Genomic DNA, 22,795 nt, shown 5'->3' with positions numbered 1-22,795 from the left:
AACGTAAGCACTGAAGCTTTACAAAGTTAGACAAAGCCTTTCTTTGAATCCCCGTATGAAATCTATATAGTCAGTAAGACTCTTAGAAAGATATGACACTCACATCGTTTAAAAAAATGTCCCATAAATGAACAGCCTACGCATGACTATGATTTAATACACTTTACAGTTATTAAAACTTCTGCTCCTTCGTCTCTATTTCTAAGCTCAACCCGACCTTTATGCAGTTTTGCAACTCTGCATACAAAACTTAGTCCAATACCATAATGTTGCTCTTTATACGATCTAGCTTTATCCATACGATAAAAGAGCTTTCCAAAATTATTTAAAACTTCATCTGGAAATTCCGAACCATTATTCCATATACCTATTTTTAATTCTTTCGCCTCTTGCTCTACTCTAATTTTAATTTTAGGATTCTGTTTATCGGCGTATTCAAAAGCATTTGTTAAAATATTTTGTATGGCACGAATCAGAAGAGACGGATTTATATAATAGTTTTCAGTTCCTTTCACATCCTGTTCAAAAGAAAACTTCATCTGATTTTTTATCAAAAAAGAGACTTCTTTCTCTAATTCATTAATAAAATCTGAAGAGGAATACTCCATCCAACCTGTCTCATCATCATAATAGGTTTTCGAATAGTGAATCAATTGATTGAAGTAATCTAGTAACTGTTGACTAGCTCTTTTTATATCTGCTAAGCATTCTTGAGATTGGTCGCTTTCAGTTATCGCCTGCAAAAATTCCACATTCCCCCTAATAATGGTTAAGGGAGTCTTTAAATCATGAGAAGCTGCTGAAACCTGAAACATCAAATCTTCTTTCTGTTGTTTCTCATCAACTATTAATTGTCGAATTCTATCTTGCATCACAATAATCCGATTTCCTGTCTCACGAAATTCTTTAACCGTTAAACTTTCTGTACATTCCTTCTCCAACCACATACTATTTTCATAAATCAAAGTCATTTCATAACTGAGTTTTTTCAACAATTTTCCGATGTGATAGCTTATTAGAATAATCAATAAAACACAAATATATATCCATGATGACACATTAAAAAAGATTGATAGAACACCACTATTGTTTAAAGGTTTCCTATCTTCATTTATTTGTATAGATACTGAAGCTAAGGGAATAAGATAGGCCATTAGTAAGCCAAGACTAAACTGCCAAATAATTCTCCAACAGGTTTCTCGAATTAATTGTCTAAAACTTTTGATTCTACCCATTGATATCCTCCACCGTACAAGGTTTTAATTGGATTTAATTGATAAGGTTTCAGCTTTTGACGAATTTGATAAATGTACTCTGAAACCGAACGTAAAAGCGCTTCTGAACTTTGTGGATATAGATAATTATAAATTTCCTCAATAGAATATATTTTACTTGGGTTGCTTGCCAAAAGATTCACTATGTCAAATTCTCTCCTTGTCAGAGCAATCTTATCATCGTTTACAAATAGTTCCTTACTATCCGTATATAGTATAAGCTTCCCAATCTTTATTTGATGAACATTTCCTTTAATCCGTTCTTCACGACGTAAGTGCATTTTAACACGTGCTAACAATTCTTGCATACTAAAGGGCTTCATAATATAATCATCAGCACCTGCATTGATTCCAGCTACTAAATCTTCATCCATATCCTTAGCAGTTATAAAACAGATAGGAACAGTTATCTGCTCGCGAATCATCTGACAGATTTCTAAACCACTAACAGGCATCATAATATCTAATAAAATCAAGTCAAATCCTGTAAAATCACAAAGATCAATCTCTTCTATCTTATTTCGTATGACTACTTCATATTTTTCATATTCTAGTACTTTTTTTATTAGGCGAAGAATAGCAAGATCATCATCTACCACCAAAATTTTATAAGCCATAACTCACCCTCCTAACTATATTATAGCACTAACCGAGAAAAAGACAGGATATCCCCTGTCTCTAGCGTACATTTCTTCCTATAAGTATCAGTGTAGCAAATACAAAAACAATTAATAACCAAACTATTTGTATCCCTAAGCCTTGCCACACTGGATAATAAAGCGACAAGGGATGGGTATAAAAACAATTCATACTAGCTAGTAATGGTAAATTTCTAAAAAAAGAACTGAATTGTAGCAACATTTGTCCCAACCCCAATAAAAGGGATAAACTGATTCCCAGAATTAAAATAAAAGACTGGGAAATAAATACAAAAATACCACTTAAAAGAGAGAAGGTTAGAATAGAAATACATGCTGGAAATAGGATTATCAGAACATTTTTAATATCGCTCAAAAGATTGATATTGTAGTATCCTTGGGCGAGTAGTATACATAATGATATTACAGGGACCAATAGGATAATTTCAATACATAATAGAATAGCTAGTTTAGATATTATAAATTTCAAACGGTTTGGACAGGTAAGAAAACTGGTACGAAGGCTAGAACCTGTAAATTCTTGACCTATAAATAGGACCGCTAGACTAATGAAACCTGCCTGTCCTAAATAGAGACTTTGCAGTAGCTGTTCCAAAACAAACTGTAGAGTCAACTGGTCTGGCTTACTATTTAAAAAAACAACCATCGCCGGAACACACAGTAATAGAGCACCTATAATCAACCAGTGCCAAGGATTCATAATAAACTTGAGATACTCACTTTTAAGTTGCTCTTTCAACTTATTCACCTCCTCCAATATCTGACTTAAGTAATCGGTAGATTGCTAAAGCCAAGAATGAGAAGTTCCAACAAAGTAAAAGTAAAATATTTTGTAAACTATTATGTTCTAAAATTTGAGGAGATGTAGCAATCAATCCTTGCCCCAATGCAACTGGAAGAAATTTTGCAACCGATATATAGTTTGCTAAGAATGTTCCTAAATTGTAGACTTGGGGAAGCAAAAATAATAGAGGAACAATGGCTGTTTTAAATGTCAAAGCCATAATATAGGCTAGCAGTCCCAACAAAGTCCAAGCTATACTGGCTAAAAATATATAGAACCAAACTCTCCCATTTAGTGAAAAAAGAAGTAAGCCATCTTGTCCTAAAACATAATGTGTCATGTTAATTGTAAGGAATATTGATAGAAAGGAAATGAAAAAAGAAAATACAAGCCAAACTAATGTTTTTGAAACTAGGAAAGAACTTCGATTTGTAATAGAGAGGATGCTTGTACGAATAGCAGAGCCTTTGTACTCCTCGGCTCCGTAAATTGAGCCTAGGATAATCATAATAAAAACACCAAATAAAGTGACATCAAAACCTAAAAATTCAATAGGAGGTATAGCTTCTGCTAATTCTGGATTTGTCTCTGGTGTAGCATGGATACCAACTGAAACAATTTGAGAAGCACCAATATTTGCTAAAAATGTTTGAAATACGAGTATCAAGAATAGTACAATATGAGTAGCTCTCTTATAAAATAATTTCAATATTTCAGAATGAAGAGAGTAAATAAGTGCCATGTCACTTTCCTCCTTCTGTCAAACTAAAGAAGACTTCTTCTAGTGAAGAAAGATTTTTCATCACTTCTTGTAAAGTCCCTTTTATAAGAACTTTTCCTTTATTTATGATAACTACATCATCTGTTACTGCTTCCACTTCCGATAATATATGAGATGATAGCAAGACTGTTTTCCCTTCTTGAGCTTGTTTTTTTATAAACTCTCTAAACCACCGAATTCCTCTTGGATCCAACCCATTAGTCGGTTCATCCAATATCAGATATTGAGGATTTCCTAATAGAGCTGTTGCAATTCCCAAGCGTTGTCCTTCTCCTAATGATAATTTCCCAATTTTAGATTTTTTCTTATGACTAATATCCACCATATCCAAGACTTGCTCAATTCGCTGACTGGATATCCCATTACTAGCAGCAACAATTTTCAAATGTTGATAAACAGTCCGATCATCAGGAGCACCTACACTGTCAAATGAAGCTCCTACAGTCTTTAGAGGAAATTTTAATTCCTTATAAGTTTGATCTCCAATTTTGGTAAGACCAGATGTTGCTTTGTCTAATCCTAATAAAATACGTAAGGTTGAACTTTTTCCAGCTCCATTTGGACCCAGGAAAGCAGTCACTCTACCTGCTTTTGCTTCAAAAGAAATATCTTTTAAAATTTGAGTTTGTCCATATGACTTACATAAATTTTTAATGGCAATACTTTGTTCCATAGATGTTCTCCTATTCTATTTAATATTTCTAAAAGTAACTATATCTTACACATTCTTTTTCGGATTTTTTTCAGAATTTAGAGAGTAAAAAAGATTTAATACTCAATGAAAATCAAAGAGCAAACTAGGAAGCTAGCCGCAAGCTGTACTTGAGTACGGTAAGGCGACGCTGACGTAGTTTGAAGAGATTTTCGAAGAGTATAAAATTTTGTTTTATTTAATTATATATATTTGTGTAAACTTAAAAGCCCGATGTTTCCATCAGGCTTCTTTTTATCCATGTACACGTTTCATATAGTCTTGATAACTTTCGGTATCCATGAGTTTTTTAGCGTTCTTGACGCGATCTGCTGTTGGTGGTTTAACCCCTTCGAGGGAATAAGGAATTCCCAATTCACGCCATTTGAACTCACCCATAGTGTGATAAGGCAGAATTTCAAACTTATCAACATTTTTGAGGGTCTTGACGAACTTCCCAAGTTCAATCAAGTCATCATCTCTGTCTGTCAATCCTGGAACTAGCACGTGGCGAATCCAGACAGGCTTTCCAATATCTGATAGATACTGGGCACAAGCCAAGATATTTTTATTGGTTTGGCTAGTGACAATCTTGTGCTGTTCTTCGTTGATTTCCTTGATATCCAAGAGAACCAAGTCAGTGACAGCCATGAGTTTATCAAACTTCTCAAGGTAACGTGGTTTATTACGGAAAGGAAGGGCACAGGTATCCAAGGTACAGTGGATTCCTTGTTCCTTAGCCTTGGTAAAGAGGGCAATCAGGAAATCAATCTGCAAGAGGGCTTCTCCTCCACTGACTGTAATCCCACCCTTATTTCCCCAGAAACCGCGGTAGCGCAAGGCCTCTGTCAAGACATCATCTACCGTCCGTTCACGTGACTTATTGGACTCCATCGCCCAAGTATCTGGGTTATGGCAATACTGGCAACGCATGTGACAGCCCTGCAAAAAGACAATAAAGCGAATACCAGGCCCATCTACTGACCCAAAGCTTTCTGTCGAATGCACCATTCCTGTCACTTGTCCATAATCAATTGTTTCTTCAGACATATCGTTACCTTCCTTGAAAACGTTTTATAGTTTTATTATATCACGACTTGAAGGAAAAACAAGATTTTTGCCTATTTTTTAGAAAGCAATCTGTTTTTCAATTTCATTTTCAATTACTTATCATTTTATTCTTCAAAATCAAAGCCATACAAGGTTGCAAAGTAGTCCTCAGGGCGCTCTGCACGGCGGATTTGACGGGCTTTGCCTTCTTCGGTATAGAGGATTTCCGCAGAACGAAGTTTGGCGTTGTACTGGTAGCCCATTGAAAAACCGTGAGCACCTGTATCATGAATTACCAGCAAATCACCGATTTCTGTATGAGGCAGTTCGCGATTCACTGCAAATTTATCATTGTTTTCACAGAGTGAACCAACCACATCTACTACTTCAGCTGGTCCATCTGGATGGGTCACGTTAGTAATATGATGGTAAGCTCCGTACATAGCTGGACGCATGAGGTTGACTGCTGATGCATCCACACCCAGATAGGTACGGTAGGTTTTCTTCTTATGAGTGACTCTTGTGACCAAAGCACCGTGAGGGGCTAGCATAAAACGACCCAATTCAGTGAAAATCTTGACCTCACCAAGACCTGCTGGCGTAAGGACCTCTTCATACACCTTACGAACTCCCTCACCAATCAAGGCAATATCGTTCGGCTCCTGGTCTGGACGATAGTTGACACCAATACCGCCAGAAAGATTAATAAAGTCTAGCGAAATGCCCAACTTTTCCTTGATTTCAACAGCCAATGCAAAAAGCTGACGAGCCAACTCTGGATAATAGAGATGGGTCACGGTATTGGACGCTAGGAAGGAGTGAATCCCAAAAGTCTTGGCTCCTTTTTCCTTCAAGATGGCAAAAGCTTCAAAGAGCTGGTCCTTGGTCATGCCAAACTTGGCTTCTCCAGGATTATCCATAATATCTGTTCCTAGCTCAAAAACGCCTCCAGGATTGTAACGACATGAGATGATTTCTGGAATACCTGCTGCTCTCTCTAGATGTTCAATATCTTCAAAAGCATCCAAGTTAATGGTTGCGCCCAATTCACGCGCATAGGCATATTCCTTGTCTGGCGTGTTGTTTGAAGAGAACATAATCTCAGAACCAGGGAAATCCAGTTTATGACTCATCAAAAGCTCCACATAACTAGAGCAATCCACACCACAGCCTTCCTCTTGGAGAATTTTCAAAATAGCTGGGGTTGGAGTAGCCTTAACTGCAAAATATTCCTTAAATCCCTTGTTCCACGAAAAGGCTTGGTTGACGGCCCTTGCCTTTTCACGAATTCCCTTCTCATCATACAAGTGAAAAGGTGTCGGGAACTCGGCAACAATCGCTTCTAAGTCTTCTTTATTGATAAATGGTGTCTTCATAAGCTTCCTTCTATTCTATTTGCAAAGAAAGGCTGGGACAATCGTTCCAACCTTTAGTTCTATCTCTTATTTATCTTCGTCAAAGATATTACCAACCTCAACATCGATGGCTTGGTTCTTGACATCAATATTGGTTACCTTCAAGAGTGACTTGTAGTCAAACTGCTTTTCGCGTTCTTCTTGAGCATTATCCGCAAAGACCGCTACACCTGCCAATTCTGAATCAAACTCACGCAAGAGACTAATCATCCCGTTGATAGTTCCTCCGCCTTTCAAGAAGTCATCCACAATCAAGACACGGCTGCCTGCCTTAAGACTACGTTTTGAAAGGAACATTTTCTCAATGCGGTCTCCACTTGAACCGGATACATAGTTGACGCTGACAGTTGAACCTTCGGTAATTTTCAGGTCACGGCGCACAATAACAAAGGGAACATTGAGGACATTGGCAACTGCATTTGCAAGAGGAACACCCTTAGTAGCTACGGTCATAACGGCATCAATTTTTTGGTCCATAAAGCTCTTGGCAATAATGCGACCAATATTTTTCAAGATAGCTGGTGTGCTAAGCAAATCAGACAGGTAGATATAGCCACCTGGCAAGATACGGTCACTTTCTGACAACTTGGCACGCAAGTCCTCAACCATTTCCTTGGCATCATGGCTTGAGATTGATGGTGTGAAAATGACACCACCACCAGCACCAGTTACTGTCTGGATATGACCGATTTCGATCTCCTCAAAGGCGCGTTTGATAATGACGATATCCTCTGAGATGGATGATTTAGCAGATTCGTACTTTTCAGCAAAAGTATTGAGACTAGTTAGTTTATAAGGATTATTAATCAAATAGTTGGAAATGACAACCATCCGATCACTTCTTCTTAATTTCATTTCTATTTCCCACTTCATTTAATTTTGATATTTTATCTATTATACCATATTCACATAAAAAAACGAACATTCTTATCCTAAAAAATGCTCGTTTTTCTTAAATTATTAATCTAAATCTGGTTTATAGAAGGAACGATTGTCCATAGCGAAGATTTTATTGGTCATCTCTCCTTTATCCACCAAAGCAAGAGCAGTTGACATCATCATCATGCTTGCATCCAGATTGTCAATCATATGGATAATCTCTGCTTCCATAATGCGTGGACGGACTGGACTTCCATACTCAAGCAAGCCGTGGTGACTAAGGATGACGTGACGAAGCAGAACGACTTCTTCCTTGGTATCATCGATACCGAGTTCCATAACTGTTTTGGTAATTTCGCTATCAATCAGAGCGATATGCCCAAGAAGATTGCCTCGCACTGTGTACTCGGTCTGGTCTGGCCCCGTCAACTCAATGACCTTAGCCAAGTCATGCAGCATAATCCCTGCATAGAGCAGGTTCTTATTGAGCTGAGGATAGACTTCGCTAATAGCATCTGCCAAACGCACCATGGTCGCCGTATGATAAGCCAAACCCGTTTCAAAGGCATGGTGATTAGTCTTGGCAGCTGGATAGGAGTAAAATTCCTTATCATACTTGGTGTAGAGCTTTCGGACAATCCGTTGCCAAACAGGATTTTCAATTTTAAAAATCATTTGCGACATGTAGTCACGGATTTCCTTGACATCAACTGGCGACTTGACCTTGAAATTAGCTGGGTCATTGGGTTCACCAGGCTGAGGCAATCGAAGGGTAATTTGATTGACTTGAGGGGTGTTGTTATAAACTTCTCGGCGTCCTTTCATGTGGACAACCTTACCTGCGGTAAAGGCCTCAACGTTATGAGGTTGGGCATCCCAGAGTTTCCCTTCAATCTCGCCACTATCATCTTGGAAGGTAAAGGCTAGGTAGTTTTTCCCAGCTCGAGTTTGCCTCAGGTCAGCTGATTTGATTAGGTAGAAGCCTTCAAACAGCTCATCTTTTTTCATGTGACTAATCTTCATATTCTTCCTCATTTTCTTGGAAATGGAATAGATCAAGCGCAGGCTCACTTTCTGATAACTCAATGTGACGGAGCGTCCGCTCGATAGCTGTAGTGCGACGGTTTAATAATTCATCAATATTGCCAGAGGCATGTTGAAGATGTTTCTGTGCCTTGACCAAGATCCCCCCAAACTTGCTAAACTCAGTCTTGACGCTGGCAAGAGTCTTACTGATATGATCGGCACTCTTTTGGATATTAAGTGTTTTAAAGCCAACTGATAGGGAGTTGAGCAAAGCTGATAGGGTACTTGGACCTGCGACAATAATCTGCTCCTCCCGTCTCAAATCATCAAAGAAGACCGGATTGCGGACGATTTCTGAGTAGAGCCCTTCTGTCGGAACAAACAAAACTCCAAAATTGGTAGTCCGAGGTGGTGCTATGTACTTGCTCTTGATATCCTTGGCAAAGCGCTTGACGCTTGCTAAGAGTGACTTGCGACAGCGTTCGATTTCGTCCTTGTCACCTGCTTCATATGCTTCTTCTAGACGGTAATAATCTGCCAGTGGAAACTTAGAGTCAATTGGTAGGTAGACGTATTCCTGGTCGCCTTGTCCGGGCAACTTGATGGCATACTCCACTCGTTCACTAGAGTTTTCAACCGTTGCGTATTCTCGTTCATACTGGGCAGGGGTCATGATGTCCTCAATAATTTGCCCCAGTTGCAATTCTCCCAGAATTCCTCGTGTCTTGGTTCCAGAGAGAACCTTGTTGAGAGCTCCGACATCACGCGCAACTGTTTGCATCTCTCCCAGGCCTCGATTTACCGACTCTAGTTGCTTGGAAACTGTCTCAAAGGAAGCCTGCAAGCGTGTCTGCAAGGTTTTTTCTAGTTTTTCCTCGACTGTCTGGCGCATTTGTTCCAAACGTTGCTCATTTGATTCCTGCAAGGCTTGGAGACGTTGGTCAGTCTTATCCCTAGTTTGGAGGAGATTCTCAGTCATTTCTTGACGAACCTGAGTTAAGCCTTGGTGCAACTCGATTCGAACTTCTTGCAAACGGTCGCTGACAGCTACTTCCAAGTCTTTTTGATCTAACTGGCTGGCTTGTCTGGCTTGTTCAAAGCGGTAATCCAACTGGTCTGACAAGTGATCAGCCTGATCCTCCAAGCTCTTGCTGAGATGTTTTTCCTGCTTATCCTGCCTTTGCCAAATCAGAAAGAGTCCAGCTAGGTTGGCAATCAATAATAGAACAAGTAAACTTTCCATCCTACCTCCTGTCCTTGCTATGCAGCACGACCACATAGCCATCTGGGCAAGTCACCGAAACTTCCCTATCTATATATTCGTTAGAAGCGTACACTTTTTTAAAGAAAAAATTTTTCTCTGTCAACTCATACTTGGCGCCGAGAATAGTCAGCTGGCTATCCCGAACTGGCATAAAGGCAAGATAGTCGTAGTCTGAGCGGGGTTCTAGCTGACTGGTCCCTTCTGGACAATAGGAAATCAAGTTTTGTCCATCCTCAATCGCTATCTGACGCATATAGGGCACCAACTTGGGATTACTAGGCAGAAAGACATTAGCCAACATATGGTCAATACGACCACCCAAAGCACCGAAAATAGTGACTTGAGCCTGAGGATTTTGCTCAAAGATGGTTAAGAGAGCCAATTCCAAATCTGTATCATCTTTTTCTGGTCGGGCTTGGACAAAATGCTGGGCACGTTTTTGAATCACCTGTCGCTCTTCTTCCGTCACAGAATCAAAATCTCCAACCGCTAGAGCAAGAGGACGATCTTCCTCCAATACCCAAAGCGAACCTCTATCCACTCCGACAAAGCAATCAAAATCTGTCCGATAATGACCACGGTCTCCACCAGCAAAAACGGCAACCCTAGTCCAGTTGTTTTCTGAGAGTTTGTACTCGCTCATTGACATCTCCCTTAAAGACATAGGAACCTGCTACAAAAACGGTCGCACCAGCTTCTTTAGCTTGAGAAATAGTTTGGTCATCAATCCCGCCATCCACTTCAATCTCAAATTTCAAACCTTTTTCCTGACGAAGAGCAACCAACTCACGGACCTTATCCATAGTTTCTGGCAGAAAGGTTTGACCACCGAAGCCAGGGTTAACTGTCATGACTAAGACTTGGTCAACTAGGTGAAGGACGTGCTTAATAGCCTCAACAGGCGTACCAGGATTGATAACAACTGATGGCTTGACACCGAGTGAACGAATTTTTTGGAGGGCACCATGAATATGAGACGTTGCTTCCACATGGATACTAATAATATCCGCTCCAGCACGCGCAAAGTCTTCTAAATGATGTTCAGGATTAGAGACCATCAAATGGCAGTCAAAGACCATCTTGCTATGAGGACGAAGACTCTCGACCACACCCGCACCAAAACTGATTTGCGGTACAAAATGACCATCCATGATATCGATATGGGCATACTCTGCCCCAGTTGCTTCTAGACGTTTGATTTCACGTTCAAAGTTGGCATAATCTGCTGCCAGAATTGACGGAGCAATCTTGTATTGAGACATAGGTTTCTCCTTATTTTGGAATTTTTTTGCTGACTTTTTTATAGGTTTCTCTACGATTTTCAATTTCGCTAAGGAATTGCAGGTAGTTGTCAAAACGGAAGGACGCAATGGTACCCTCTTCTACAGCTGGCTTGACAGCACAGGACGGCTCATGGGTATGGGTACAAGTGCGGAACTTACAATCTCGGCTAGCAGTAGCAATCTCTGGGAAGGCCTGATTGAGGTCTTCCGCCGTTGACACTTCATAATCCAGCGATGAAAAACCTGGTGTGTCTGCGATTTTACCTCCATTGAGGTTGTAAAAACTAACAGCTCGAGTAGTGTGGCGCCCACGACCCAGACTGTCTGAAATTTCTCCTGTTTCAAGATTGAGGTCTGGTGCGATTTTATTGAGAAGAGTTGATTTCCCAACACCTGTCTGCCCCATAAAGACCGTAACCTTGCCTGTTAATAAAGGCAGGAGTTCCTCTTTACTGGTCACAAAGTCATAGCCGATGTCACCATAAGTCTGTTCATAAAAATCCAGTTCTCCTCTATCTTCCAACAAATCCATTTTAGAAATATAAACGATGGGATGGATGTCCTTGTGCTCCAAAAGAACCAAGAAACGATCCAGCAAATTGCTGTTAAAATCAGGTTCCTTGACAGACATGATCACCACAGCTTGGTCAATATTGACAATAGGCGGACGGACCAGACTGTTTTTCCGTTCATGAATCTTGAGGATATAGCCTTCTGAATTTTCCTCGGCAGAGAAATCTACCCAGTCCCCAACGTAGGGAGTATGGCCTTTTTTACGGAAATTCCCACGCGCGCGTGTTTGATAGATCTGACCATCACTCTCTACATAGTAGAAGCCTGCCAAGGCCTTAATAATTTGTCCCTGCATCTTAGAGTCCTTGCCCTTTAAGCGCGTCTGCTAGACTGGCAAATTCTGTCAAGCTGAGTGCTTCTCCACGCACATTTGGTGACAAGCCTGCTTGGTCCAAAGCCTTGGTCAGCTTGTCCTTAACTTCCTCAGTCTTGCCAAAGTAACCTGTCAGGTTATTCCACAAGGTCTTGCGGCGATGGGTAAAACTAGCCTTGGAAACCTTAAAGAAGAAGTTCTCATCTTCTACTGCTACGGCTGGTTCTGGACGACGCACCATTTTCAAAATAGCAGAGTCCACGTTTGGCGCGGGCACAAATATCGTACGAGGCACGAAGAAGGCAACCTTGGCAGTCATGTAATACTGCACAGCGATTGACAAACTGCCATATGCCTTGGTATTTGGTTGAGCGGAAATGCGGTCAGCTACCTCTTTTTGCATCATGACCACAAACTCACTAAAAGGAATTCCGCTCTCGATCAAGTGCATGAGAATAGGCGTCGTGATGTAGTAAGGCAAGTTGGCTACTACCTTGATTGGCAGGTCAGGATTTTTAAAATTCTGGATATGCTGCGCCAAATCAACCTTGAGAATGTCCTCGTTGACCACGGTCACATTATCAAAATCACGCAGGGTATCTGCTAGGATTGGCACCAAACGGTGGTCGATCTCAAAGGCCATGACTTGAGCTGCACGCTCAGCCAGAAACTCCGTCAAGGCACCAATACCTGGGCCAATTTCAATGACATTAACCTGGTCATCAATCTCAGCCGTATCCACGATTTTTTGTAGAATATTGGTATCCGTCAAGAAATTTTGCCCAAAGGACTTTTTAAAAGTAAAACCGTGACGCTCCAGCACTGCCTTGGTCACGCTGTAATCTGCAATTCTCATTTATTCTCTTTTCTATTATCTGTTACTACTATTGTAACACATTCCCCTTGTATTTTGGGGGTGAAAATCATACCAAAAAACTATCTTCTCTCATGAAGAAAGATAGTCTTGAAAATCTTTAAAGGTGGACTTAGCGGTTCTCTCGAAACATCCGTTCGAAAAAATCAGCTTCTTTATAACTTCGATTTTCAGGTAGGGTCAAATCTACATCCTCCTCCACGTCGTCCACTGTCAGTTCAACCGTTTGAGGTAAATTTTTCAAACGATAATGCTTTTGCCTTTGCCCTTCAATACTAGCAAAATCAAGCAAATAGCCATTCACTCGGATTTGAACCAAAAGGAGATGATTGGTCATATTTTCCATGATGAGAATATCTTCTAAACCACCTCTGGCACTAGGATAATCAGATACCCTGCGAATACGGATTTTTTCACACATGAGCAAGCTCCCTCATATCAATGATTTCATCGGCCTTATTCCAGACTAGGGGATTATGGGTCGCAATGATGATAATTCGATTTTCATCTTTCAAGCCCACCAAGAGATTCATAACCTCCTCTGAATTTTCAGGATCAAGAGCTGCTGTTGGTTCATCTGCCAAAATCAAGGGTGGATTTTTCAAAATAGTCTTCGCAAGGGCAACTCGTTGAGCCTCTCCCCCAGATAAGGTATAAATTTTTTGTTCTAGATCCAAATACCCTAGATTAACTTTTTCTAAAGCCTCCACTTGCCTTTCCAAACGTTCTACTTTTGAGATTTTCTGACCAACAAAGCCCAAATCCAAATTCTCTTTGATTGATTGGTTTTCTAAGAGGCCAAAATTTTGAAAGAGATAGCCCATCTGGTCTCGAAAATACTCACGAGTGGGAATGGTTTTTAAATCTTTCCCCTGATAGAGAACCCTTCCTCCATCTATCTTTTCTAGTTTACCTAAGATATTCAGCAGAGTCGTCTTTCCGCTTCCACTCTTACCGATTAAGGCATAAACCTTGCCCTTCTCCAGCTTGAGGTTTAAACCAGAGAAAATCGCGCGGTCATTAAACTTCTTTTCCAATCCTTGAATATCAATCATCTTATTTTCCTTTCAATACTGCCATGCTACCAGCTTCTTCTTTTTTATCCTGTCTAACTAAAATCAACAGAGCGTTAAGCGTAAACAAAGCTACAACTAGAGCGCTAATCAAGCTATCTCCTGTCAAAACACTAGATAGGATTAGCCCAAGTAAGAGAACTCCTCCTTGCGCCAGTAAGTACTTGCCATGAAGCTCATAGATTGTCATACCAGAAAGACGTTTAATCATGATCTCCCGTCTAAACTGCTCAAAATAGAGAAGATTCATGGAATCAAATAACAAGATAGCCGTAGATAGAGTCAAAATAGTCCCAATAAGGAGAGAGTAGAACTCCATCCGTTTGTCATTTAGTACCTTGGCAAAAAATAGCTGGCTTTTTACCAAATAAGAGACCTTGTGATACAGACCTTGCTCTTTTAGAGCTGTGATGCTGTCTTGATATTGATCTAATTTCAAGGCACTATTAGCCGTAGTTCCCCATAACATCCCTGCAACAGGTCTTGTTCCAGTCGCTTGCGGCGTTAAAACTACAATAATCGGATCTTTTAGGTACTGGCGTGTCGTCTTGTACCCATCGTTATAGAGGAAGCGTTCCTGTCCTGTTTCTGTAAAAGCTAGCGTTACCTGTGGGAGGTAGTGTTTCTGACTCGTCACTTCTACACTTTCAGATGAAAAGTTTTGCAGGTAATCTGTAAATAATCCTTGATAGTAGGCAGACTGCTCTCGCAAGCTCTCAGGCAAGATCAGCCCAAACTCTCCCTCAGACAAGTTTTGCATCTTATCCATAAACTCTGAAGAAACGGTAATCTTTTCTTCTATCAGATAGCGCGGTGAGACATAGATGACATTCCCTGACGGTGTGTAGTCATTGAGACGATTGCCATCTAGGTCCACTTCTGCTCCATCTGAGAAATTGTCAACATTGCTCATAATATAAAAAGAGTCTGTATTGGCTAACCGTTCTTCAGTAAATGTCTGCCACTCACGATTATCCTTACGCATTCCTTCTTCATCGGCAAATGCACTAGACCAACCAAAGGATAGACGGTAACGGTCTGAGGACTGGCTCCATTTATCGCTAGCTCTCTCCATCTCCTGCATTTCACGGTAGTGAGGTAGGAGAGCAGTCGCACTCGAACCGACCACCAGCACGGCCAAGAGTTGCCCCACCATCATCAATGTCATTATACGTTTGAGAGGGAGTTTCCCTTTCAATAGATCCACCAGACTATTTTCTTGTAAACCAAGTAGATATACGACACTTAATAAGGTAGAAATTCCTACCAAGGCCAATCCATAAAGCAAAAGACCAATGATGACCAATTGCACCGTTGCCATAAACAAGGCACCTTGATACCAGAGAATCCCCAATCCCAAAAAACTGGATACCAGCACCGAGAAGATAAGCTGTCTCACATCTTCTAACACCGGTCTGAGAGCAACCCCAAACAAGCTCTCACCAGCGATTAAACGAATCCCTGCCTGACGAAGGGATTTTATCCGATAAATCAGAGTCAAACTCATAAAGGTCAGCAGAAAAATAGCTAAACTCAGTAGCCCCATAGGGGTGGCCGCCAATAATAAGACTATCGAAAATGGATCTTCTCCATTCGAAACAAAGCCTTGATAACCAAGTTCTTTCAAGGTGGTCTGTAAACTCACTCCATCCAAACTTCCTGACACAATCAAGTAAGACCCTAATAAATCACTCGTTTCTGAACTCTCCTTGGAGGAAATGGTCAGACCTTCTGGAAGCTCTCCCTCACCATAAGTGGCATAGATAAAGCGTGTTTCTCCAGCTTCATTTGGCTCAACAATCCGACGGGCGATGAGACTATTATGCTCTACCGCCAAGTGACTCAAAGCCTCTGTCACCTCTTCGCGACTAGCTACTGGTTGATTTATCACCATTCCTGTCACATCAACAGAAGGATAGTTACCAAATAAAATCTCTTCTCGATGGTCAACGGAAGTTATCACCATATAAAGCGATACCAATACCATTGAAATCAAAATAAATAAACGTTTCATCATTTCCTCCAAAAAGTTACTTGGTCACTTAGTGAGAAGGTGACCAAGTAAAGCTAAACAATAGGGCTATACCATTCTAAACATTATAGTAGAATGCAACTTTCTCTCCCCAAGAAGTACGAATCCATGCACGAGAAGTCCCTCCAGCACCAGCATATCCCTTATCAGATGAACCAGTTTTTCTACTAACAACTGTTGAGCTATGATATTCTGAAGAGTGATAGTAGTTTGAGTAAGCACCTCCGTCACCTGAACCATACGTCCAGACACCACCATCTGGATACTTAACCGCGGCCGATACTACTGCTACACTTCCACCTAATGTTGCTGCAATGCTCGCTACAAGGGCTAATTTTTTAACTGTTTGTTTCATATTGATACTCCTCTATTTTTTATTTTATCATAAATATTTATTATATATTGTCCATTTTCTATTCAAGTAAAACTAAGTCATGGATCATAGACCTTTTCAAAGCAACACCTCATGGTATCCTCTCCTTATTTTTCTAATTTAGTCTATCAAGTTGTATTTATTATATGTTATGAATAAATTTTTTGAGACTAAGTAGACATAACTAAATTTTATTTAAACCACCAAGTAACTAAATAAAATAAACTAAAAAAGTTCATACTGTAATCTCCTTTCACATTTTTATTAATTATAAATTATTCTTAAATAAACTCAAAGGGCATCAATGTCCTTAAAATAGAACCATTTCGTGTCATTTTTAGCTTATATATAAAAAACAGTCCTAAAGACGAACTTTAGAACTATTTCAATACTAGAACAAGGACATTTTTGTCACTGATTCACTATGTTTATAAATATTTTTTTAAATCTTCTTGCCATTGTTTCTCCAACATAGTAACTAAATAAGAATTTTCTATTATATCAGCAAATAGCTTCGATTTCTGATAGAACTGTTCGGCAGAAACATAATCATTGTTTATTATTAGAGATAATTTCCACTCCAACATTAATATAATTGGTTTCTTCTGAAAATCTTGTGTTTTTTCCATTATATGATTAAGGCTAAAGATATAAGCTTCGAGTGAATCATAAGACGACAAATTATCCAAACAGGCTAGACCCGAAAACAAAGTGTTACTTAAAGCAAACAGATATTCTGGTGCAATTAATTCTACATGATTTGTCAAACGAACTAAAAACGAATGAATTCTGTTAATTTCTTCAATCTGATTTTGACCTTGTTTTATCTTTGTAAGCACTATAGCAAAATATAAGTTGATAACTTCTAATTCATTTATCAAAAACAATTCCTTATCATAAATTATTTTAAAATAATCGTCCAGTACGGTTTCCCCATATTCTGGTCGTCCGCTTCGAATAACATCTATCGTTGCTCTAGTAGCTTCAAACCATATTTTTTCCTCATTAGGAAGTTGCTCATAAAATAAATCCTCTATCTCTTCCAAACACGCTTCCTTCTTATCATACTCCTCTTCTTTACCATAGATTGGTTCACGTAAAATCTGGTATTTCAATTCTAAATAAGCAGAAGGAAGAGCTGAAAAATCCGGCATAAGGCTATAAGCTGGAACTCCTAACCGGCGAGCAATATAGTCTAACTTGGGCAAACTCGGTTGCGAAGCTCCACTTTCAATTCGCGACAGTTGACGAACTGTCAGTTCTTGCTCATCTCCACAAAAATCTGGACGACTAATTCCTTTTTCTATCCGAATCTCTTTAATTTTTTGACCAATTAACATTAGACGCCTCCTCTTCTACCTGCTTCGAAAAATACTGTGAAACTTAAAAAATTGTAACGGCTACATCTTTCCTACTCATAAGATTTCATAGCTTCTTCCACTTCTGCCAAGGTAACCCCAAACAACTCTAGGCGTTTGAGTAGTTGCTTGCCGTTAGAATAGCCGATTCGGAGAGCATCTCCTAGATATTCTCTACGCTTACGGCTGTCTGCTCCCGCTAGAAAACCAAGGCGAATCAAGTCGCTACGACTGATGTCAAACTGACTCTCATATTCAAATTGTTCTGTCACCTGAGCTAGAGCCGTTTTCAGGTCTTCATAGCTGGCATGCTCAATTCCCAGAGAACGCCCCTTGGTCTTGGACTTAGGAACAGCTTCATCTCGCTTGAGGAAGGCATGCTGAACTGTTGGAATGGCCGTCATAATCATGCGACGAATCCGCTCCCCATTAAAATCTGGGTCTGTAAAGACAATGACTCCATGACGTTGGTGCAGGCGCTGAATCCGCTCTAGATCCTGGTCATTGATGGCAGAACCTCGTGTCTCATAGGTCTCTACATCGAAATAGCGTTTGAGATTGGCCGTATCATCGCGACCTTCGACCACGATAACTTGGGAAATTTTTTCCTTCATCACTTGCTATCCAATCCAAAAATTCGTTCTGCATTTGCAGTTGTTACCGCCGCTAGCTCTTCTGTCGTCATACCACGCAAGTCGGCGATAAAGTCCACCACATAGCGAGTGTAGGATGTTTTGTTTTCGCGACCCCGTTTAGGAACAGGAGCCAAGTAAGGAGCATCCGTCTCCACCAAAATCTTGTCCAAAGGTAACTCTTTAGCTGCTTCTTGGATGTCAGTTGCCTTCTTGAAAGTCACCACTCCTGAGAAGGAAATGGTCATACCAAGGTCCACAAACTTCTCTGCCCACTCAAGCGTCCCTGAAAATGAATGCATAATCCCACCACGAGGACCAACGCCCTCACTTTTGATAATCTCATAGGTATCTTCCAGCGCATCACGGGTGTGGACAACAAAAGGCAAATCCAAGTCCTTAGATAACTGAATCTGACGGCGAAAAACCTGCTCCTGCACCTCTTTCGGCGCTGTCATCCAATGATAATCCAAACCAATCTCACCCAAGGCAACCACCTTTGGATGCTTGAGCTTGTCAAGCAAGTAGGTTTCAATCTCCTCTGTGTAAGTTCCAGCTTCTGTCGGATGCCAACCGATAGTCGCATAGAGCTGGTCATACTCATCTACCAACTCCAAGGCACGCTCAATCGTCGGCTTATCAAAACCAACAATATTCATCTGTGTCACACCCATCTCAGCAGCCAAGGCAATTTCTTCTGCCTCACGACCCGCAAATTCTTCTACATTTAAGTGTGTATGTGTATCAAAAATCATCTCTTCTAACCTCGTTTTCTATCTTCTATTATAGCAAAAAAACTGACCTCTCTCCTCATCTGTACAAAATATTCTAAAATCCATCGTCGTCTCTTGACGCTATTTTCCCAAAGCAGTATAATAGCACTTATTGAAATTTTCAGAAAAGGAAAATACCATGTTTACAAAATTAAAACAGACTTTTATCGGTCGTCCTCTTAAGTCCTTAACAGAAGGCGAGGGAGGTCTGCTGGGAAAAATGCAGGCCTTGGCCATGTTATCAAGCGACGCTCTATCTTCCATTGCCTATGGGCCTGAGCAAGTAGTCCTCGTCTTGGCTAGTCTCTCTCCTCTTGCGATATGGTGGAGCCTTCCTACCGGACTTTTTGTCCTCCTACTTCTGGCCAGCCTGACCGTTTCCTACCGTCAAATCATCCATGCCTATCCTCAAGGAGGAGGGGCCTATATGGTTACTCGAGAAAATCTATCTCCCGAGCTAGGCTTGATCGCTGGAGGTAGTCTGCTGGTTGACTACATGCTGACTGTGGCGGTATCGGTATCATCTGGAGCTGATGCTATCACAGCAGCCCTCCCTGTCCTCCACCCTTACAACCTTCACATCTCCATTTTTCTGGTTTGCTTGCTCATGCTTTTGAACTTACGGGGCTTGAAAGAATCTGCCAGCTCACTGATGATTCCTGTCTATCTCTTTATCATCAGTACTGTCTTTCTCTTGCTCTACGGAATCTTTCAACTAATGACAGGGTCTCTCAGCTATCAGGCAACTTCACCTATTGGGCATGCTGTTCCGAGCCTGTCTATCGTTCTCATTCTAAGAGCTTTTACCAGCGGATCTGCCTCTCTGACAGGGGTTGAAGCTATTTCAAATGCCGTTCCCTTTTTCAAGGCTCCAAAAGAAAAGAATGCTGCTCAGACCTTGACCATTATGTCACTGATTCTAGGATTTCTTTTTGCTGGTATTACCTTCCTAAACTACTGGATGGGGATTATGCCTCAACACGGAGAAACTATTCTTTCACAGATGGCTCAAGGCATCCTTGGTAATTCCTTCTTAGGCCACCTTGGCTATTATACCTTCCAATTCTCCACAGCCTTGATTTTGGCCGTAGCTGCCAATACTGGCTTTTCAGCCTTCCCTATGCTGGCTTACAATATGGCTAAAAACAAATACATGCCCCACCTCTTTATGGAAAAAGGAGACCGCCTAGGCTACTCCAACGGAATCTTAACTCTGGCATTTGGGGCTATGATTCTTCTTCTCATTTTTAATGGCAATACCGAACGTTTGATTCCTCTTTATACTATCGGGGTCTTCGTTCCCTTCGCCCTTTCTCAGACTGGGATGATTCGCCATTGGAAAAAAGAAAAAGGGGCAAATTTCTTAAAACCTGCCCTTGCCAATATCCTTGGGGCCATCATTTGCTACGCTATCGTGCTGATCCTGCTCTTTTTCCGTCTCAGCGATATCTGGCCTTTCTTCCCGATTATTCTCGTACTCACCCTACTCTTCTTGGCCATTCACAGTCATTACCAAAAAGTGGCTCAACAACTGCGACTCTATGAAGGAATCCAAAAACGTACCTACGATGGAAATCTAGTTCTCGTCCTAGTAGGGAATGTCACCCGTGTAAGTGTTGGAGCCATTAACTACGCTCAAAGTATCGGTGATGAAGTCTTAGCCATGCACATTTCTACTAAGGAAACAGCAGAAAAAGACCAAGAAATTCTCCAAGAATTTGTCGATTACTTCCCAACCATTACTCTGAAAAATATCAAGACCAGCTACCGCGACATCATCACCCCTACTGTCAAGTATGTCAAACGGATTTCCGAGGAAGCCCAGAAAAAGAACTATACAGTCACTGTCCTGGTACCCCAGTTTATCCCTAATAAACCTTGGCAAAATATCCTACACAACCAGATGAGCCTCAAACTCAAATACGCCCTCCGTTGGCACCAAGACGTCGTTGTCGCTAGCTACTCTTACCACTTAAAAGAATAAAGAAAAGGCCTTACCAGAACCAAGAAGTTCTGGTAAGGCCTTTTTCTGAAACCAGTCACTATGCTTATACTCAATGAAAATCAAAGAGCAAACTCGGAAGCTAGCCGCAGGCTGCTCAAAGCACTGCTTTGAGATCGTAGATGAAACTGACGAAGTCAGCTCAAAACACTGTTTTGAGGTTGCAGATAGAACTGACGAAGTCAGTAACATACCTACGGTAAGGCAACGCCGACGTGGTTTGAAGAGATTTTCGAAGAGTATTAACTGAAAAGCATGACTAGGAATATCATTGAATATGGTTAGCTAAATCTTCCTGAGCTTTTTTATTTGACTCAGCTTTTTCTTTCAGCCATTTTTCATAGAGTTCTTGGTACTGTTTAGCAGTTACTGCCTCTTTTTGCAATTCAACATATTTGTAGTTGTCAGCATTTCCTTTATTCCCAACGAATGAGAATGGGCCTGTAAACGGTACAGTCTTACGGAAGATTGGGTTGGCTCCACCACTTTGAACTGGTAGGAAGAGGGCACTATCTGTCAACCAAGCTTGGGCTTCAGCATATTTTTCATAGCGAGCTTGAGTATCTGTGATTTCCGCGTCTGCCTGATCCAAGAGTTTCTTATAGTCAGAAAGACCAATCTTGTCCTTAACTTCCTTGTCTTTTCCTTCAGACAAGCCCATGTTTTTCAACTGAGAACCTGTCTCTGGATCAAGGATGGCTAGGTAAGTCTTCGGATCTGAGTAATCTCCACCCCATCCTGAGATGTCGATATCGTAGTCTTTTTGTTCTGCTGTATCTGCAAAGTAGGTTGCTTGGTCTTTTTCATCTGGAGAAAGTTGGATAACATCAATGACCACATTCTCCTTACCAAGGGTTTCTTCCACTGTTTGTTTGAAAGATCCAGCCTGTTGCACATCCAACTTAGCAGTCTGGTCAACTGGCATATCCAAATGAATTGGGAAGGTTACTCCTTGAGCTTGCAGACTTTCTTTGGCCTTGGCAAACTTCTCTTTGGCCTTTTCAGGATTCAAGAAGGCTTGCTTACCATCGTTTAGGTTGATATTTGCCCAATCTTTACCATAGTTGACAATTTTCTCATTGACAATATCACCAAAGTTCTTATCGCCAACTTGAACAAAGTTACTTGGTGTAATCGTATTACGCAAGATACGGTCTGCTCCATCTTCACCATTTGTCTGCGCTGCATAAGCATGACGGTCAAAGGCAAAGTTGATAGCCTGACGGAAATCTTTATTTTGCATAGCTGCGCGTGAATCTGTCTTTTCCTTATCAGACTGTTTCATAGTCTGCTTGTAACTTTGACGATTCACGTTGAAAAGATAATAGAAAGTAACTGAGTTTTGCGGTGTATAGGTAATCTTGTCCTCATTTCCCTTCTTGAGTTCAGCAAAGACTGAACTTGTTGGGAAGATACGGCCATCTGTATAATTACCATCCAAGAAACCTCTAGCAATGCTGTCTTGGTCAGAACCGTCAAAGAAAGAGAGTTTCACTTTCTCAATTTTGACATTGTCCTTATCCCAGTAATTAGGGTTTTTATCAAACTCAATCAAAGATGGCTCTTTGTCAACTGTAGTGGGTTGAAGAAAAGCTAAGCTCGAGAAAGGACAAATTTCGTCCTTTCTTTTTTGATGTTTAGAGCGATAAAAATCCTTTTTTTGAAGTTTTCAAAGTTCCGAAAACC

Annotated in this window: 22 protein-coding genes and 1 pseudogene; 1 reads left to right on the top strand and 22 read right to left on the bottom strand. The window is 40.7% G+C overall.

The window, feature by feature from the left end; all coding sequences use genetic code 11:
- Positions 1 to 146: 146 nt before the first annotated feature.
- From GEZ85_RS05490 to GEZ85_RS05390, 21 genes are all read right to left on the bottom strand, one after another.
- Positions 147 to 1,235 (bottom strand): sensor histidine kinase, encoded by a 1,089-nt coding sequence (locus tag GEZ85_RS05490; protein WP_153209767.1) that lies wholly within the window; start codon positions 1,233 to 1,235, stop codon positions 147 to 149.
- Positions 1,205 to 1,891: a response regulator transcription factor gene (locus GEZ85_RS05485; RefSeq protein WP_000323581.1), complete on the bottom strand. Its 687-nt coding sequence runs from the start codon at positions 1,889 to 1,891 to the stop codon at positions 1,205 to 1,207. Before GEZ85_RS05485 ends, GEZ85_RS05490 begins: the two co-directional genes overlap by 31 nt.
- 61 nt (positions 1,892 to 1,952) lie before the next feature.
- On the bottom strand, positions 1,953 to 2,672 hold the full coding sequence (locus tag GEZ85_RS05480) for an ABC transporter permease (RefSeq protein ID WP_153209768.1): 720 nt from the start codon (positions 2,670 to 2,672) through the stop codon (positions 1,953 to 1,955).
- 1 nt (position 2,673) lies between these two features.
- Positions 2,674 to 3,459, bottom strand: a complete 786-nt coding sequence (locus GEZ85_RS05475; protein WP_153209769.1) for an ABC transporter permease — start codon at positions 3,457 to 3,459, stop codon at positions 2,674 to 2,676.
- A 1-nt stretch (position 3,460) separates the two neighbouring features.
- Entirely contained in the window at positions 3,461 to 4,171 is a 711-nt protein-coding gene (locus GEZ85_RS05470; protein WP_084887467.1) for an ABC transporter ATP-binding protein, read from the bottom strand.
- A 273-nt stretch (positions 4,172 to 4,444) separates the two neighbouring features.
- Positions 4,445 to 5,239, bottom strand: coding sequence for a pyruvate formate-lyase-activating protein (gene pflA, locus GEZ85_RS05465; protein WP_001288288.1), 795 nt, complete (start codon positions 5,237 to 5,239; stop codon positions 4,445 to 4,447).
- Positions 5,240 to 5,364: 125 nt separating this feature from the next.
- Entirely contained in the window at positions 5,365 to 6,615 is a 1,251-nt protein-coding gene (locus tag GEZ85_RS05460; RefSeq protein ID WP_153209770.1) for a diaminopimelate decarboxylase, read from the bottom strand.
- A gap of 66 nt (positions 6,616 to 6,681) precedes the next feature.
- Positions 6,682 to 7,509 (bottom strand): pur operon repressor, encoded by an 828-nt coding sequence (gene purR / locus GEZ85_RS05455; protein WP_153209771.1) that lies wholly within the window; start codon positions 7,507 to 7,509, stop codon positions 6,682 to 6,684.
- Between the two features lie 105 nt (positions 7,510 to 7,614).
- On the bottom strand, positions 7,615 to 8,556 hold the full coding sequence (locus tag GEZ85_RS05450; RefSeq protein WP_064276400.1) for a 3'-5' exoribonuclease YhaM family protein: 942 nt from the start codon (positions 8,554 to 8,556) through the stop codon (positions 7,615 to 7,617).
- The gene (locus GEZ85_RS05445) at positions 8,546 to 9,802 is read right to left on the bottom strand and encodes a DNA recombination protein RmuC (RefSeq protein ID WP_194251522.1); all 1,257 of its coding nucleotides are present in this window, start codon (positions 9,800 to 9,802) and stop codon (positions 8,546 to 8,548) included. The genes GEZ85_RS05450 and GEZ85_RS05445 overlap by 11 nt, the downstream gene beginning before the upstream one ends.
- Position 9,803: 1 nt before the next feature.
- Positions 9,804 to 10,466: a thiamine diphosphokinase gene (locus tag GEZ85_RS05440; RefSeq protein WP_153209773.1), complete on the bottom strand. Its 663-nt coding sequence runs from the start codon at positions 10,464 to 10,466 to the stop codon at positions 9,804 to 9,806.
- Entirely contained in the window at positions 10,429 to 11,085 is a 657-nt protein-coding gene (gene rpe / locus GEZ85_RS05435; RefSeq protein WP_153209774.1) for a ribulose-phosphate 3-epimerase, read from the bottom strand. Before rpe ends, GEZ85_RS05440 begins: the two co-directional genes overlap by 38 nt.
- Before the next feature lie 10 nt (positions 11,086 to 11,095).
- Complete coding sequence (gene rsgA, locus GEZ85_RS05430; protein WP_153209775.1) at positions 11,096 to 11,974, bottom strand: ribosome small subunit-dependent GTPase A; 879 nt, start codon at positions 11,972 to 11,974, stop codon at positions 11,096 to 11,098.
- Position 11,975: 1 nt separating this feature from the next.
- Positions 11,976 to 12,848 (bottom strand): 16S rRNA (adenine(1518)-N(6)/adenine(1519)-N(6))-dimethyltransferase RsmA, encoded by an 873-nt coding sequence (rsmA, locus tag GEZ85_RS05425; protein ID WP_153209776.1) that lies wholly within the window; start codon positions 12,846 to 12,848, stop codon positions 11,976 to 11,978.
- Between the two features lie 130 nt (positions 12,849 to 12,978).
- On the bottom strand, positions 12,979 to 13,287 hold the full coding sequence (locus GEZ85_RS05420; RefSeq protein WP_000333261.1) for a hypothetical protein: 309 nt from the start codon (positions 13,285 to 13,287) through the stop codon (positions 12,979 to 12,981).
- The gene (locus GEZ85_RS05415) at positions 13,280 to 13,921 is read right to left on the bottom strand and encodes an ABC transporter ATP-binding protein (protein WP_000565528.1); all 642 of its coding nucleotides are present in this window, start codon (positions 13,919 to 13,921) and stop codon (positions 13,280 to 13,282) included. The genes GEZ85_RS05420 and GEZ85_RS05415 overlap by 8 nt, the downstream gene beginning before the upstream one ends.
- A 1-nt stretch (position 13,922) precedes the next feature.
- Positions 13,923 to 15,953 (bottom strand): bacteriocin-associated integral membrane family protein, encoded by a 2,031-nt coding sequence (locus GEZ85_RS05410; protein ID WP_194251521.1) that lies wholly within the window; start codon positions 15,951 to 15,953, stop codon positions 13,923 to 13,925.
- A gap of 76 nt (positions 15,954 to 16,029) precedes the next feature.
- Positions 16,030 to 16,326 carry a lactococcin 972 family bacteriocin gene (locus tag GEZ85_RS05405; RefSeq protein ID WP_000815396.1) on the bottom strand — a complete coding sequence of 99 codons (297 nt, stop codon included), beginning with the start codon at positions 16,324 to 16,326 and terminating at the stop codon, positions 16,030 to 16,032.
- Between the two features lie 446 nt (positions 16,327 to 16,772).
- Positions 16,773 to 17,684, bottom strand: a complete 912-nt coding sequence (locus GEZ85_RS05400; protein WP_060627175.1) for a helix-turn-helix domain-containing protein — start codon at positions 17,682 to 17,684, stop codon at positions 16,773 to 16,775.
- Positions 17,685 to 17,755: 71 nt separating this feature from the next.
- Entirely contained in the window at positions 17,756 to 18,316 is a 561-nt protein-coding gene (gene rnmV, locus GEZ85_RS05395; protein ID WP_153210146.1) for a ribonuclease M5, read from the bottom strand.
- Positions 18,316 to 19,089 carry a TatD family hydrolase gene (locus GEZ85_RS05390; RefSeq protein ID WP_153210147.1) on the bottom strand — a complete coding sequence of 258 codons (774 nt, stop codon included), beginning with the start codon at positions 19,087 to 19,089 and terminating at the stop codon, positions 18,316 to 18,318. Before GEZ85_RS05390 ends, rnmV begins: the two co-directional genes overlap by 1 nt.
- A gap of 157 nt (positions 19,090 to 19,246) precedes the next feature.
- Here GEZ85_RS05390 and GEZ85_RS05385 point away from each other — a divergent pair, with 157 nt between their 5' ends.
- Positions 19,247 to 21,091, top strand: coding sequence for an APC family permease (locus tag GEZ85_RS05385; protein ID WP_153210148.1), 1,845 nt, complete (start codon positions 19,247 to 19,249; stop codon positions 21,089 to 21,091).
- Positions 21,092 to 21,377: 286 nt separating this feature from the next.
- On the opposite strand, the pseudogene GEZ85_RS05380 reads toward GEZ85_RS05385, so the two are convergent.
- A pseudogene (locus GEZ85_RS05380) lies at positions 21,378 to 22,667 on the bottom strand (ABC transporter substrate-binding protein); the annotation flags it as partial.
- Positions 22,668 to 22,795 lie beyond the last annotated feature (128 nt).

Origin of the sequence: Streptococcus mitis, assembly GCF_009496205.1 — a bacterium.
Taxonomy (GTDB): Bacteria; Bacillota; Bacilli; order Lactobacillales; family Streptococcaceae; genus Streptococcus; species Streptococcus mitis_BN.
The sequence above is the reverse complement of the archived record's forward strand: the minus strand, read 5'-3'. Positions and strand labels throughout refer to the sequence as shown.